The organism is Shewanella algidipiscicola (genome assembly GCF_003605125.1).
Lineage (GTDB): Bacteria > Pseudomonadota > Gammaproteobacteria > Enterobacterales > Shewanellaceae > Shewanella > Shewanella algidipiscicola.
The window spans coordinates 1-15,854 of the sequence record NZ_QPQT01000024.1; the positions used below are offsets into that span (position 1 = coordinate 1).

Sequence of the window (15,854 nt, forward strand, 5' to 3'; positions counted from 1 at the left end):
AACACTGATCTGCCCAATCGCGATGGATGAAGGTTTACGCTTCGCTATCCGTGAAGGTGGCCGTACAGTTGGTGCTGGTGTTGTAGCTAAGATCATTGCTTAATAGCAAAGTGTCTTAATACAATATTGAAAAGGCAGCTTAGGCTGCCTTTTTCGTTTTTAGTCACTGATATTTGTTGGTAACAAGCTCTGTGCCGCCTTGCCAATTGCAGTGAATAAGAATACAATCTATGGCCGATTTTTGACCCTCTGGGCTTACTTTTTGCTCTAGTAATGGGTAAGCTCGGGCATATAGTGGAATGGTCAACACAATCTTACTTGAGAAAGACCAAACTTAAGCTCAGGTCGTAGTGAGTAACGGAAGTAACCGATGACAACAAATACTGAAAATCAGGGTAACTCTCTGGATATGGTAAAATGGGGCGTAGTAGTTATTCTGCTGGCTGCTGCCATTATTGCTAATCAGATGTATAGCGAAGCAAGCGTATTGGTGCGTGCTATCGGTGTCGTAGTGGCATTTGCAATAGCCGGCTTTATCGCTCTTCAAACCGAGAAAGGCAAACAAGCTTTGGCCTTTGCTCGTGAGTCGCACATTGAAGTTCGTAAAGTGGTTTGGCCTACGCGTCAAGAAGCGCTAAACACGACTTTTATCGTTTTAGCGGCAACAGGCATTTTGGCTCTTATCCTTTGGGGTATGGATGCTGTATTGCTGAGAATTGTTAATTTTATTACAGGCGTATAGGCACTTCGTATGACTGAAGCTAAAAAAAGATGGTATGTGGTTCAGGCCTTTTCTGGTTATGAAGGTCGCGTATGTAAATCATTGCTTGAACACATCAAAATGCATGAAATGGAACACTATTTCGGTGAGGTTTTAGTACCGACTGAAGAAGTGGTTGAAATGCGTGCAGGCCAGCGTCGTAAGAGTGAGCGTAAATTCTTTCCTGGCTATGTATTAGTCCAGATGGAAATGAATGACGAAAGCTGGCACTTGGTGAAAAGCATCCCTCGTGTAATGGGCTTCATTGGTGGTACGTCAGATCGTCCTGCGCCGATTTCAGATAAAGAAGCTGATGCGATTTTACAGCGTCTACAAGAAACTACTGAGTCTCCAACGCATCGAGTGATGTTTGAGCCTGGTGAAGTTGTGCGTGTGACCGATGGTCCATTCGCTGACTTTAACGGCACGGTAGAAGAGGTGGATTACGAGAAGAACCGCGTTAAAGTGTCGGTAATGATCTTCGGGCGTTCAACGCCAGTAGAGCTAGATTTTAGTCAGATCGAAAAAAGCTGATTAAATAAACCACAAAACGTATTGGAAATGGCTGCGGATTTTTGTATAATCCGCAGCCATTATTTTCGGGGAGCTAATAGGCATGTCGCCTCTAGCGTTTGTACCCATACTTGAGGAAAATGTCTCATGGCAAAGAAAGTTGATGGTTACATCAAACTACAAGTAGCAGCCGGTGCTGCAAACCCGTCGCCACCAGTTGGCCCAGCATTGGGTCAGAAAGGTGTTAACATCATGGAATTCTGTAAAGCATTCAATGCTCGTACTGAAAAGTTCGAGAAAGGTATGCCAATTCCTGTAGTTATCACTGTATACACTGATCGCTCTTTCACTTTTGAAACTAAGACTCCTCCAGCTTCATTCCTACTGCTTAAAGCAGCGGGTCTTAAGTCTGGTTCAGGCCGTCCTAACACTGAAAAAGTGGGAACTATCAAGCGTAGCGCTGTCCAGGAAATCGCTGAGACTAAAGCCGCTGATATGACTGGTGCTGATATTGAAGCGATGATTCGCTCAATTGAAGGTACTGCGCGTTCAATGGGTTTGGTAGTAGAGGATTAATATAATGGCAAAGCTAACTAAACGCGCGCGTTTGATCCGCGAAAAAGTAGAAGTAACTAAAAGCTACGACATCAACGAAGCTGTTGCACTACTAAAAGAACTAGCTACTGCTAAGTTCGTTGAAAGTGTTGACGTTGCGGTTAACCTAGGTGTTGACCCACGTAAATCTGACCAAAACGTGCGTGGTGCTACTGTACTACCACACGGTACAGGTCGTGATGTACGTGTTGCTGTGTTTACTCAAGGTGCTAATGCTGAAGCGGCTAAAGAAGCTGGTGCTGAACTTGTTGGTATGGATGATCTTGCTGCACAAGTTAAAGCGGGCGAAATGAACTTCGACGTAGTTATCGCATCTCCAGATGCAATGCGCGTTGTTGGTCAGTTAGGTCAAATCTTAGGCCCACGCGGTCTAATGCCTAACCCTAAAACTGGTACTGTGACTCCAAACGTTGCAGAAGCAGTTAAGAACGCTAAAGCGGGTCAAGTACGTTACCGCAATGACAAGAACGGTATTATCCACACTACTATCGGTAAAGTGGATTTCGATACTGTTCAACTAAAAGAAAACCTAGAGGCTCTACTTGGCGCGCTTATCAAAGCTAAGCCAGCTGCAGCTAAAGGCGTTTTCGTTAAGAAAGTAAGCATCTCTACCACTATGGGTGCAGGTGTGGCTGTTGATCAGAGCACTCTGACTCCAGCAGCTTAATTTCTTAGCATGATTTTACAAAGTGGGCAGGTTAGCATATAATGCGCGCACTTTGTGGGTTGAGGTCTATTTTTAACGCTTTACTGCGCTATCGATAGACCCTCGTCCAAGACCGTAGGTGTTAACGCAGCGCGCTAACTTAATTTCCTACGTAGACGGTGTCGGACCCCAGTTAGATTTTATTCTGCCTGGATATTCGCGCCGTAAGTAACTAAGTCAATTGACTTAGTTTGGTAATTGCTAGGGAATTCCCTAGATAGAATCCAGGAGTAAAGCCAATGGCATTAAGACTCGAAGACAAAAAAGCGATTGTTGCTGAAGTCAACGAAGCTGCCAAAGGTGCTTTATCTGCAGTTGTTGCCGATTCACGCGGTGTAACTGTAGGTGATATGACCGGTCTTCGTAAAGCCGCTCGTGAAGCTGGTGTGTACGTTAAAGTTGTACGTAACACTCTAGTTAAACGCGCTGTTGAAGGTACTGCTTTTGAGTGCCTTAGCGATACGTTTACTGGTCCTACTTTGATCGCATTCTCTAATGAGCATCCAGGTGCAGCAGCGCGTCTTCTTAAAGACTTCGCTAAAGTACAAGGTAACTTTGAGATCAAAGCAGCAGCCTTTGAAGGGGAACTAATCCCTGCAGATAACATTGATCGTTTAGCAAAACTACCAACATACGAAGAAGCACTAGCTCAGTTCATGATGACTCTAAAAGAAGCATCTGCTGGCAAGTTTGTTCGTACATTGGCCGCTCTACGCGATCAGAAAGAAGCTGCTTAATTTTACAAGCCGCTTAATTAAATTGAATTCAGTACAATTAGGAATTTTTTGTTATGTCTATCACTAAAGACCAAATCTTAGAAGCCCTTGCAGCAATGTCTGTAATGGAAGTTGTTGAACTAATCGAAGCAATGGAAGAGAAGTTCGGCGTTTCTGCCGCTGCTGCTGTTGTTTCTGGTGGTGGCGAAGCTGCTGCTGCTGAAGAGAAAACAGAATTCGACGTAATTCTTACTTCTCACGGCGACAACAAAGTTGCTGTAATTAAAGCTCTTCGTGGCGCTACAGGTCTAGGCCTGAAAGAAGCTAAAGGCATGGCTGAATCTGCTCCAGTAGCAGTTAAAGAAGCTATCTCTAAAGAAGAAGCTGAAGCTCTTAAAACTGAACTTGAAGCAGCTGGTGCTGCAGTAGAGATCAAGTAAGTTATAATATAACTTACATCCCACCCGAGTCATCGGGCGGAGGCTGGCGGTTTTTTAACCGTCGGCCTTTTTTGCGCTGTAAGCGTTGGCGATTTTTTTTTCACCGTTTGTCGCCAGATTTTGCAGTCCCTAGCAGAGATTACTGGTTAGGTTCTTGCTATCAACGGTGATGGGCAAACGTGCTGATTCAACTCCTTAGCGTTGATTCAGTCTTGGTCACATCTCGCAATCAGAGGAAACCCATGGTTTACTCCTATTCTGAAAAGAAGCGTATTCGCAAAGACTTTGGTAAGCGTCCACAAGTTTTGGATATCCCTTACCTATTGTCAATCCAGTTGGACTCCTTTAAGAAGTTCACCGATCAAGATCCTACAGGTGAGCGTGGTTTAGAAGCCGCTTTCCGTAGCGTTTTTCCCATCAAGAGCTTTTCTGGTAATTCTGAGCTGCAATATGTCAGCTATAAACTGGGTGAGCCTGTTTTTGATGTGAAAGAGTGTCAAATTCGCGGTGTTACATACTCTGCACCACTACGTGTTAAGTTACGTATGGTTCTGTATGACCGTGAAGCGGCGCCTGGCACAGTAAAAGATATTAAAGAACAAGAAGTCTATATGGGGGATATCCCTCTGATGACTGACAACGGTACCTTTGTTATCAATGGTACTGAGCGTGTTATCGTATCTCAGTTACACCGTAGTCCTGGTGTATTCTTCGATCACGACCGTGGTAAGACCCACTCTTCTGGTAAGGTGCTGTATAACGCACGTATTATTCCTTACCGTGGTTCATGGTTGGATTTTGAGTTCGATCCAAAAGATGCGCTATTTGTCCGTATTGACCGTCGTCGTAAACTTGCGGCGTCTATCATCTTACGTGCATTGGATTATTCGACTCAAGATATCCTAGATCTGTTCTTTGAACGTGTTCAATACAAGATCAAGAAAGATACCTTGGTGATGACGCTAGTTGCTGACCGCCTGCGCGGTGAAACAGCAAGCTACGATATTAAAGATGCTGAAGGCACTATCTTAGTTGAGAAAGGTCGTCGCATTACTGCGCGTCATATTCGTCAACTTGAGAAGACCAATACCACTGAGCTTGAAGTACCGGTTGAGTACATTTCAGGTAAGATTGCTGCACAAGACTATATCGACCCAGATACGGGCGAAGTGTTGGTTTCTGCAAACGCAGAGATCAGTCTAGAAGATCTTGCTAAGCTTTCAATGGCTGGTATCAAAGAGATCGACACACTGTTCATCAACGAGCTTGATCACGGTGCATATATCTCTGACACGCTGCGTATCGATTCTACAACTAACCGCTTAGAAGCGTTAGTTGAGATCTACCGTATGATGCGTCCTGGCGAGCCACCAACCAAAGATGCTGCAGAAGCCCTATTCCAGAACTTGTTCTTCAGTGAAGAGCGTTATGATCTCTCTAAAGTAGGTCGTATGAAGTTTAACCGTCGTCTCGGTATCGATGACGATGAAGGTACAGGCATTCTGACCAAAGAAGATATCGTTGCAGTAATGCAAAACATCATCAAAATCCGTAACGGTAATGATGAAGTCGATGATATCGATCACTTGGGTAACCGTCGTATCCGTAGTGTTGGCGAAATGGCTGAAAACCAGTTCCGTGTAGGTCTCGTTCGTGTAGAGCGTGCAGTCCGTGAGCGTTTAAGCCTTGGCGATCTGAATGAGCTAATGCCTCAAGATCTGATCAACGCTAAGCCTATTTCTGCTGCAGTGAAAGAGTTCTTCGGTTCTTCTCAGCTGTCTCAGTTCATGGATCAAAACAACCCACTATCAGAAGTGACTCATAAGCGCCGTATTTCGGCTCTAGGTCCTGGTGGTTTGACACGTGAGCGTGCAGGTTTCGAAGTTCGAGACGTTCACCCAACTCACTATGGCCGTCTATGTCCAATTGAGACTCCTGAAGGTCCAAACATTGGTCTAATCAACTCGTTAGCAAGCTTTGCACGCACTAACTCTTATGGTTTCCTTGAAACACCGTACCGCAAGGTAATTGATGGTGTGATTACTGACCAAGTAGATTACTTGTCAGCAATCGAAGAAGGCCGTTATGTTATTGCACAGGCTAACATTGAGCTTGATGCCGATGGCCGTATGGTTGAAGAGCAAATTGCTTGTCGTCATAAAGGTGAATCAACCTTTATGCGTGCTGCCGACGTTCAATATATGGACGTATCGCCACAACAGATTATTTCTGTTGCTGCGTCACTGATCCCGTTCCTAGAACACGATGATGCTAACCGTGCATTGATGGGTGCGAACATGCAACGTCAAGCGGTTCCAACCTTGCGCGCCGATAAGCCGCTGGTTGGTACAGGTATCGAACGTACGCTAGCGGTTGACTCTGGTGTTGTTGTTGCCGCTAAGCGTGGTGGTTATGTTGATTACGTTGACGCTAGCCGCATCGTAGTTAAGGTAAATGAAGCAGAGTTGACTCCAGGTGAAGCTGGTATCGATATCTACAACTTGACTAAATACACTCGCTCTAACCAGAACACCTGTATTAACCAGCGTCCATGTTGTAGCGTCGGTGACCCAGTCGTTCGTGGTGACGTTCTAGCCGATGGCCCATCTACCGATTTAGGTGATTTGGCACTTGGTCAGAACATGCGTATCGCGTTCATGCCTTGGAATGGTTACAACTTCGAGGATTCGATCTTAATCTCTGAGCGCGTTGCGCAAGAGGATCGTTTTACTACTATCCACATTCAAGAGCTTTCATGTATCGCTCGTGATACTAAGTTGGGTAGCGAAGAGATCACTGCTGATATTCCAAACGTAGGTGAGTCTGCGCTTTCTAAGCTAGATGAATCAGGTATCGTTTACATTGGTGCTGAAGTTAAGGGTGGCGACATCCTAGTGGGTAAAGTGACACCAAAGGGTGAAACACAGCTGACGCCAGAAGAGAAGCTCTTGCGTGCTATCTTCGGTGAAAAAGCATCTGATGTTAAAGATAGCTCACTACGTGTACCTAACTCCGTTAAAGGTACCATCATCGACGTTCAGGTATTTACCCGTGATGGCGTTGAGAAAGATAAACGTGCGGTAGAAATCGAAGAGATGCATATCGCTCAGGCTAAGAAAGACCTTACTGAAGAATTTAAGATTCTTGAAGACGGTGTGATTGGCCGTGCTCGCAACCTATTACTAGGTGCTGGCTACACTGAAGCACAGCTTGATGCAATTCCACGTTCACAGTTGTTAGTGCAAACTATCGATGATGAAACTAAGCAAACTGAATTAGAGCAGTTAGCTGAGCAAGCAGAAGAGCTAAAAGCTGACTTCGATAAGAAGTTCGAAGTTAAGCGTCGTAAGATCACTCAAGGTGATGACTTAGCACCTGGCGTACTTAAGATTGTTAAGGTTTACCTAGCAGTTAAACGTACTATTCAGCCTGGCGATAAGATGGCGGGTCGTCATGGTAACAAGGGTGTTATCTCTAAGATTAACCCTGTAGAAGACATGCCGTACGACGAAAATGGTAACCCAGTGGACATCGTATTGAACCCACTAGGTGTACCATCGCGTATGAACATCGGTCAGGTTCTTGAAGTGCATTTAGGCGCAGCGGCTAAAGGTATCGGTGACAAGATCACTGCTATGCTAGAAGAGCAGCGCGAGTTAGCAGAGCTTCGTAACTACATCAAGCAAGTTTATGAACTTGGTGAAGACGTGCAGCAGCGCGTTGATATCGATTCATTTACTGATGAAGAGGTTATTCGTCTTGCTAAGAACCTAAGAGGCGGTATTCCGACTGCGACTCCAGCATTCGATGGTGCAAAAGAGAAAGAAATTAAGGAGATGCTAGAATTAGCAGGTCTTCCTACTTCTGGACAGCGCACCTTGTTTGACGGTCGTACCGGTAACCAATTCGAACGTCCAGTAACCGTTGGTTACATGTACATGCTTAAACTTAACCACTTGGTTGACGATAAGATGCACGCCCGTTCAACAGGTTCTTACAGTCTTGTTACTCAGCAACCACTGGGCGGTAAAGCTCAGTTTGGTGGTCAGCGTTTCGGTGAGATGGAAGTATGGGCACTTGAAGCATACGGTGCCGCTTATACTCTTCAAGAGATGCTTACTGTTAAGTCGGATGATGTTAATGGTCGTACTCAGATGTATAAAAACATCGTTGACGGTAATCATCAGATGCAGCCAGGTATGCCTGAGTCCTTCAACGTATTGCTGAAGGAGATCCGTTCACTCGGTATTAATATCGAGTTGGATCAACAGTAAGACTAAGGCACGCCAAACTTTGGCAATAAACGGTGCTCTGCGAGAGCGGAGCACCCGGTTTAACTCCTTCAGGAGAGAAACGTGAAAGACTTATTAAAGTTTCTGAAACAGCAAAGCAAGACTGAAGAATTCGAAGGGATCAAGATTGGCCTAGCGTCGCCAGATCTCATCCGCTCTTGGTCATTTGGTGAAGTTAAGAAGCCAGAAACCATTAACTACCGTACTTTCAAACCTGAGCGTGAAGGTTTGTTTTGTGCGCGTATTTTTGGTCCAGTAAAAGATTACGAATGTTTATGCGGTAAGTATAAGCGTCTTAAGCACCGTGGTGTGATCTGTGAAAAGTGTGGCGTAGAAGTTACCCAGACTAAAGTACGTCGTGAGCGTATGGGTCACATCGATCTAGCAAGTCCAGTGGCACACATTTGGTTCTTGAAATCACTGCCGTCCCGTATCGGTTTGATGCTAGATATGACTCTGCGTGATATCGAACGTGTACTTTACTTCGAATCATTTGTTGTGATCGAGCCTGGCATGACCAGCCTCGAACGTGGCCAAATGCTGACAGAAGAAAACTACCTCGACGCACTCGAAGAGTACGGTGATGAGTTTGAAGCTAAGATGGGTGCAGAAGCCGTTCTAGAATTGCTTCGTGCTATCGATCTTGAAAAAGAGATTGAGATGATGCGTGAAGAGTTGCCATCAATCAACTCTGAGACGCGTCGTAAGAAGATCACTAAGCGTCTTAAGCTCATTGAAGCTTTCTTCACTTCAGGCAACAAACCTGAGTGGATGATCCTCAAGGTGCTACCGGTTCTGCCACCTGATCTGCGTCCTCTAGTACCACTAGATGGTGGTCGTTTCGCGACTTCTGATCTTAACGACCTATACCGTCGTGTGATTAACCGTAACAACCGTCTAAAGCGTCTATTAGACCTAGCGGCTCCAGACATCATCGTGCGCAACGAAAAGCGTATGTTGCAAGAGTCTGTCGATGCGCTATTAGATAACGGTCGTCGTGGTCGTGCTATTACGGGTTCAAACAAGCGTCCGCTTAAATCTTTGGCCGATATGATCAAAGGTAAGCAAGGTCGTTTCCGTCAGAACTTGCTAGGTAAGCGTGTTGACTATTCAGGTCGTTCGGTAATTACCGTAGGTCCTACTTTACGTCTACACCAGTGTGGTCTTCCTAAGAAGATGGCACTTGAGCTATTTAAACCATTCATCTATGGCAAGTTAGAAGGTCGTGGCCTAGCTACTACCATCAAAGCTGCTAAGAAGATGGTTGAACGTGAAGTACCAGAAGTATGGGACGTGCTAGATGACGTGATCCGCGAACATCCAGTGATGCTTAACCGTGCACCAACACTGCACAGATTGGGTATCCAGGCGTTCGAGCCAGTCCTTATTGAAGGTAAAGCGATTCAGCTACACCCACTCGTTTGTGCGGCATACAACGCCGACTTCGATGGTGACCAAATGGCTGTTCACGTGCCGCTAACGCTTGAAGCGCAGCTAGAAGCACGTTCACTCATGATGTCTACCAACAACATCCTTTCACCTGCAAACGGTGAGCCGGTGATCACACCGTCACAGGACGTTGTATTGGGTCTTTACTACACCAGCCGCGAACGCGTTAATGGTTTAGGTGAAGGCATGGCGTTCGAATCTGTTGCTGAAGTTGAAAAAGCTTACCGTACAGGATTTGCTGAACTGCATGCACGCGTAAAGGTTCGTATTACAGAGACTACTATCGGTGATAATGGTGAGCGCACTGAAGCACGTCGTATCGTAGATACTACTGTGGGTCGTGCACTATTATCTCAGATTCTGCCAAAAGGCTTATCGTATGATTTGGTTAACCAAAACATGGGTAAGAAGCAGATCTCTAAGCTATTGAATACTTGTTATCGTCAATTAGGTCTTAAAGATACCGTTATCTTTGCTGACCAATTGATGTATACCGGTTTCCACTTTGCGACAGTATCGGGTGCCTCTGTTGGTATTAACGATATGGTTATTCCTGATGAGAAGTACACGCTTGTGGCAGATGCTGAAGCTGAAGTACTTGAGATTCAAGAACAGTTCCAGTCGGGTCTGGTTACTGCAGGTGAGCGTTACAACAAAGTCATCGATATCTGGGCAAGTGCGAACGAAAAAGTTTCTAAAGCGATGATGGATAACCTGTCTACTGAGACAGTGATTAACCGTGATGGCGAAGAAGAGACTCAAGCATCGTTCAACAGCATCTACATGATGGCCGACTCAGGCGCTCGTGGTAGTGCTGCACAGATTCGTCAGCTAGCGGGTATGCGTGGTCTGATGGCTAAGCCAGATGGCTCAATCATCGAAACCCCAATTACGGCTAACTTCCGTGAAGGTCTAAACGTACTACAGTACTTTATCTCTACTCACGGTGCGCGTAAGGGTCTAGCGGATACGGCACTTAAGACAGCGAACTCGGGTTACCTGACTCGTCGTCTAGTTGACGTTGCTCAAGATTTGGTTGTTATCGAAGACGATTGTGGTACTCACGAAGGTCTAACAATGAAGCCGCTTATTGAAGGTGGTGATGTTGTTGAGCCATTACGTGAGCGCGTACTTGGTCGTGTGGTTGCAGAAGACGTTTACTACCCAGGTACTGAAGACGTTCTTGCTCCACGTAACACCCTGCTTGATGAAGCATGGTGTGACACGCTTGAAGAGCATTCAATCGATGAAGTGATTGTACGTTCTGTTATCAGCTGTGACACAGACTTTGGTGTGTGTGCTGCCTGCTATGGTCGTGATTTGGCTCGTGGTCATATCATCAACCAAGGTGAAGCTATCGGTGTTGTTGCCGCTCAGTCAATTGGTGAGCCAGGTACACAGCTTACGATGCGTACGTTCCACATCGGTGGTGCGGCATCTCGAGCGTCTGCTGAAAACAACGTTCAAGTTAAGAATGCTGGTACGCTAAAGCTGCATAACGCTAAGCACGTTAAGAACAGTGTCGGTAAATTGGTCATCGTTTCTCGTTCATCTGAGATTGCGATTATCGATGAACTAGGCCGTGAGAAAGAGCGCTACAAAGTACCGTACGGTACCGTGCTTGAGAAGCTGGAAGATGCTACGGTTGTCCCTGGTGAAATCATCGCTAACTGGGATCCGCATACTCACCCAATCGTTTCTGAAGTGGCGGGTAGTATCAAGTTTGTTGATATGATTGATGGTGTCACTATGACACGTCAAACAGATGAACTAACGGGTCTATCTTCAATCGTAGTATTAGACGTTGGTCAACGTCCTGCTGCGGGTAAAGAGATGCGTCCTGCGATTCGTCTAGTGGGTGCCGATGGCAACGACTTGATGATCCCCGGTACTGAAGTACCAGCGCAATACTTCTTACCAGGTAAGGCGATTGTAAACCAAGACGATAATGCACCAATTAACGTTGGTGATGCGTTAGCACGTATTCCACAAGAATCGTCTAAGACACGCGATATTACCGGTGGTCTACCACGGGTTGCTGACTTGTTCGAAGCGCGTAAACCAAAAGAGCCTGCAATTCTTGCTGAGTACTCAGGTACTATCTCGTTTGGTAAAGAAACCAAAGGTAAGCGTCGCCTCGTGATCACTCCTGCGGATGGCGGTAAGCCATACGAAGAGATGATACCTAAGTGGCGTAACCTAAACGTGTTCGAAGGTGAAAAAGTCGAACGTGGTGAGGTTATTGCTGACGGACCAGAAGCGGCACACGATATTTTACGTCTACGTGGTATCCATAAGGTTGCTAACTATATCGTTAATGAAGTCCAAGACGTATACCGTCTGCAGGGCGTAAAAATTAACGATAAGCACATCGAAGTGATTATCCGTCAGATGCTGCGTAAGTGTGAGATCACTGAATCGGGTGATAGTGATTTCCTACCTGGTGAGCAAGTTGAAGTCTCGCGCGTTAAGATCGCTAACCGCGAACTTGAAGCACAAGGTAAGGCTCCAGCGAAGTTCGAACGTGAACTGCTAGGTATCACTAAAGCGTCTTTGGCAACAGAGTCGTTTATCTCTGCAGCATCGTTCCAGGAAACGACACGCGTATTGACTGAAGCTGCCGTTGGCGGTAAGAGCGATAAGCTGCGTGGCCTGAAAGAGAACGTGATTGTAGGTCGTTTGATTCCAGCGGGTACAGGTTATGCTTATCACCAGAAGCGTAATCAAGCGAATGTTAATAAAGGCCAGGCTGAAGAAGCTCCTGTTATTAGCGCAAGCGAAGCTGAACAAAACTTAGCAGATCTACTAAATCTAGCGGGCAGTGCTGACTAATTAGCACTTAAACGTAAATAGGTTGTAAAAAAGGCACCTAGGGTGCCTTTTTTTTACTTAAATTGGGTAAAAAGTTGGCTATTTCTTGACAGGAACTGATTACCTTTCTAAAATTTCGCGTCCCACACCTGTGGGATATAGATTTTTCACACCTTACTGTTGAGTTTATCAACTGATTCGGAGCTATACATGGCAACTGTAAACCAGTTGGTACGTAAGCCTCGCTCGCCAAAAGTCATCAAGACTGCTGTGCCAGCGTTGAATGCGTGTCCACAAAAACGTGGTGTTTGTACTCGCGTATACACAACCACACCAAAAAAACCTAACTCTGCACTACGTAAAGTAGCTCGTGTGCGTCTAACCAATGGTTTCGAAGTAACTTCGTACATCGGCGGTGAAGGCCACAACTTGCAGGAACACAGCGTGATTCTAATTCGTGGCGGTCGTGTAAAAGACTTACCAGGTGTTCGTTATCACACTGTACGTGGCGCATTAGACTGTGCTGGTGTTAGTGAGCGTCGTCAAGGACGTTCTAAGTACGGAGCTAAGCGTCCTAAGTCTTAACGTTTTCCGTTAAGTAAGGCCAAGCTAGAGACATATTGAGATTCCAGTTTTGGGGTCCCTGAAGCATACGGAGAAATTGTTATGCCAAGACGTCGCGTTGTAGGACAACGTAAAATCCTACCAGATCCAAAATTTCATAGTGAGTTGTTGGCTAAGTTCATCAACGTCATTATGCAGGACGGCAAAAAGTCGACTGCAGAAAAAATTATTTACAAGGCATTAGATGTTGTTGCTGAAAAGAAAGGCGAAGAGCATCTAACTATCCTTGAAGCAGCCCTGGATAACGTCCGTCCAACTGTCGAGGTTAAGTCTCGTCGTGTTGGTGGTTCTACATACCAGGTACCATGTGAAGTTCGTCCTGTGCGTCGTAACGCACTAGCGATGCGCTGGTTGGTTGAAGCTGCACGTAAGCGTGGTGAAAAATCTATGGCTCTACGTCTAGCTGGTGAAATGCTAGATGCTTCTGAAAATAAAGGAACTGCTGTTAAGAAGCGCGAAGACGTGCATCGTATGGCAGAAGCGAACAAAGCGTTTGCTCATTACCGCTGGTAATCTTTTGGTGCAGGCTATTGCCTGCACCACGTTTTACATGACCCAGGTATTTGCCTGGGTAAAGAGGGTTTAATCGTGGCTCGTACAACTCCTATTGAGCGCTACCGTAATATTGGTATTTGTGCTCACGTTGACGCAGGAAAAACCACAACTACAGAACGAGTACTGTTCTTCACTGGTATGTCTCATAAACTCGGTGAAGTCCATGATGGCGCTGCCACAATGGACTGGATGGAACAGGAGCAAGAGCGTGGTATCACTATCACCTCAGCTGCGACTACGACGTTCTGGCGCGGTATGGAAGCACAGTTCGCTGAGCACCGTATCAACATTATTGACACTCCTGGCCACGTTGACTTCACTATCGAAGTTGAGCGATCGCTGCGTGTTCTCGATGGCGCTGTTGTCGTATTCTGTGGCGCATCTGGTGTTGAACCTCAGTCAGAAACTGTTTGGCGCCAAGCGGACAAATATCACGTACCTAGAATTGTGTTCGTCAACAAGATGGACCGCTCTGGTGCGGACTTTGAACGTGTTGTTAAACAGATACGTACCCGTCTGGGAGCGACTTGTGTACCAATCCAAATGAGTATTGGTGCAGAAGAAGAGTTTAAAGGGGTCATCGACCTGATCAAGATGAAAGCCATTAACTGGAATGAAGCTGATCAAGGCATGACCTTCACTTATGAAGATATTCCTGCAGAGCTCGCTGATAAAGCGGCTGAAATGCGTGAATATCTCGTTGAGAGTGCAGCAGAAGCCTCTGACGAACTGATGGACAAGTACCTAGAAGGTAGCGAGTTATCAGAATCAGAGATCAAAGCTGCGCTACGTAAACGAACTCTCGCTAATGAGATCGTACTTGCTACTTGTGGTTCTGCATTTAAGAACAAAGGTGTGCAAGCCGTACTCGATGCTGTTGTGGATTATTTACCATCGCCTGTCGAAGTTCCGCCAATTAAGGGAATTGACGACAAAGAGCAAGAGGTTGAGCGTCCTGCGGACGACAATGCACCTTTCTCTGCGCTAGCATTTAAAATAGCAACAGACCCATTTGTGGGAACCCTAACCTTTATACGTGTTTATTCAGGTGTATTGGAAACTGGTTCTGGTGTGTATAACTCAGTTAAGCAAAAACGTGAGCGTATCGGTCGTATGGTGCAGATGCATGCAAACGATCGTAATGAGATCAAAGAAGTGCGCGCTGGCGACATCGCCGCAGCTATTGGTCTTAAAGATGTCACCACCGGTGACACGCTATGTGATGCTGACCATAAAGTTATACTCGAACGTATGGAGTTTCCTGAGCCCGTAATTACGATTGCAGTGGAACCAAGATCCCAAGCGGACCAAGAAAAGATGGCTATTGCGTTGCAAAAACTTGCCGCAGAAGACCCATCATTTCGCGTTGAGACTAACGAAGAGTCTGGTCAAATACTGATCTCCGGTATGGGTGAGTTGCACTTGGACATTATCGTTGACCGTATGCGTCGCGAATTTAATGTTCAGTGTAATGTGGGTAAACCACAAGTTGCCTATCGTGAAACTATTCGCTCGAGTGTAGAAGTTGAAGGCAAATTTGTGCGCCAATCTGGTGGTCGAGGTCAATTCGGTCACGTTTGGTTAAAGCTAGAACCGCAAGAAGAAGGTTTTGGCTACGAATTTGTCAACGAGATTGTTGGTGGTGTTATTCCGAAAGAATACATCCCTGCAGTAGATAAAGGTATCCAAGAGCAGATGAAGAACGGCGTTGTCGCAGGCTTCCCTGTTTTGGATGTTAAAGTCACTCTGTTTGACGGCTCATATCATGATGTCGACTCAAACGAGATGGCGTTCAAAGTCGCTGGCTCTATGGCCTTCAAGAAGGGCGCTTTAGAAGCTGACCCAGTGTTACTCGAACCTTGTATGAAGGTCGAAGTAACAACTCCTGAAGACTATATGGGAGATGTAGTAGGTGACTTGAATAGACGACGTGGCATGATTGAAGGAATGGACGACGGCATTGGCGGCGTTAAACTTGTTCATGCTGTAGTACCTCTATCTGAAATGTTTGGTTACGCAACAGATTTGCGTAGTGCTACTCAGGGACGCGCTTCATACTCTATGGAGTTTTTGAAGTACTCTGATGCACCGCAAAATGTCGCAAAATCTGTTGTAGACGCGCGCGGATAACCGCAAACTAGTCTATAACTCATATTGAATGCTATTGCTCAGCAACGCTGGGCATTTTCTGAAAAGAAAGGAATATATCGTGGCTAAAGAAAAATTTGAACGTAGTAAACCCCATGTGAATGTTGGCACCATCGGTCACGTTGACCATGGTAAAACCACTCTTACTGCAGCAATCTCTGCTGTATTGACTAAGACATATGGCGGTGAAGCTCGTAACTTCGCACAAATCGATAACGCTCCAGA

General features: G+C 45.8%; 13 protein-coding genes. All 13 read left to right on the forward strand.

Annotation, left to right across the window (positions count from 1 at the left end):
• Window positions 1-103, forward strand: a 103-nt coding sequence (locus DVO77_RS18740) for an EF-Tu C-terminal domain-related protein (RefSeq protein ID WP_162924224.1), incomplete at its 5' end; no start/stop codon positions are given.
• A gap of 267 nt (window positions 104-370) precedes the next feature.
• Window positions 371-742, forward strand: a complete 372-nt coding sequence (gene secE, locus DVO77_RS18745; protein ID WP_110456997.1) for a preprotein translocase subunit SecE — start codon at window positions 371-373, stop codon at window positions 740-742.
• A 9-nt stretch (window positions 743-751) separates the two neighbouring features.
• Window positions 752-1,294 carry a transcription termination/antitermination protein NusG gene (gene nusG / locus DVO77_RS18750; protein WP_110456996.1) on the forward strand — a complete coding sequence of 181 codons (543 nt, stop codon included), beginning with the start codon at window positions 752-754 and terminating at the stop codon, window positions 1,292-1,294.
• Window positions 1,295-1,420: 126 nt separating this feature from the next.
• Window positions 1,421-1,849, forward strand: a complete 429-nt coding sequence (gene rplK, locus DVO77_RS18755; protein ID WP_110456995.1) for a 50S ribosomal protein L11 — start codon at window positions 1,421-1,423, stop codon at window positions 1,847-1,849.
• A gap of 4 nt (window positions 1,850-1,853) precedes the next feature.
• Entirely contained in the window at window positions 1,854-2,555 is a 702-nt protein-coding gene (gene rplA / locus DVO77_RS18760; protein ID WP_110456994.1) for a 50S ribosomal protein L1, read from the forward strand.
• A 278-nt stretch (window positions 2,556-2,833) separates the two neighbouring features.
• The gene (rplJ, locus tag DVO77_RS18765; RefSeq protein WP_110456993.1) at window positions 2,834-3,331 is read left to right on the forward strand and encodes a 50S ribosomal protein L10; all 498 of its coding nucleotides are present in this window, start codon (window positions 2,834-2,836) and stop codon (window positions 3,329-3,331) included.
• A 53-nt stretch (window positions 3,332-3,384) separates the two neighbouring features.
• The gene (rplL, locus tag DVO77_RS18770) at window positions 3,385-3,750 is read left to right on the forward strand and encodes a 50S ribosomal protein L7/L12 (RefSeq protein WP_028767981.1); all 366 of its coding nucleotides are present in this window, start codon (window positions 3,385-3,387) and stop codon (window positions 3,748-3,750) included.
• Window positions 3,751-3,992: 242 nt separating this feature from the next.
• Window positions 3,993-8,024 carry a DNA-directed RNA polymerase subunit beta gene (gene rpoB / locus DVO77_RS18775; protein WP_119979391.1) on the forward strand — a complete coding sequence of 1,344 codons (4,032 nt, stop codon included), beginning with the start codon at window positions 3,993-3,995 and terminating at the stop codon, window positions 8,022-8,024.
• Window positions 8,025-8,105: 81 nt separating this feature from the next.
• Window positions 8,106-12,323, forward strand: a complete 4,218-nt coding sequence (gene rpoC, locus DVO77_RS18780; RefSeq protein ID WP_119979393.1) for a DNA-directed RNA polymerase subunit beta' — start codon at window positions 8,106-8,108, stop codon at window positions 12,321-12,323.
• A gap of 189 nt (window positions 12,324-12,512) precedes the next feature.
• Window positions 12,513-12,887, forward strand: a complete 375-nt coding sequence (gene rpsL, locus DVO77_RS18785) for a 30S ribosomal protein S12 (protein WP_069670836.1) — start codon at window positions 12,513-12,515, stop codon at window positions 12,885-12,887.
• A gap of 81 nt (window positions 12,888-12,968) precedes the next feature.
• Window positions 12,969-13,439 (forward strand): 30S ribosomal protein S7, encoded by a 471-nt coding sequence (rpsG, locus tag DVO77_RS18790; protein WP_110456990.1) that lies wholly within the window; start codon window positions 12,969-12,971, stop codon window positions 13,437-13,439.
• A 75-nt stretch (window positions 13,440-13,514) separates the two neighbouring features.
• Window positions 13,515-15,611 carry an elongation factor G gene (gene fusA / locus DVO77_RS18795; protein ID WP_119979395.1) on the forward strand — a complete coding sequence of 699 codons (2,097 nt, stop codon included), beginning with the start codon at window positions 13,515-13,517 and terminating at the stop codon, window positions 15,609-15,611.
• Between the two features lie 79 nt (window positions 15,612-15,690).
• Window positions 15,691-15,854: GTP-binding protein (locus DVO77_RS18800; RefSeq protein ID WP_249038216.1), on the forward strand; the 164-nt coding region annotated here is incomplete at its 3' end.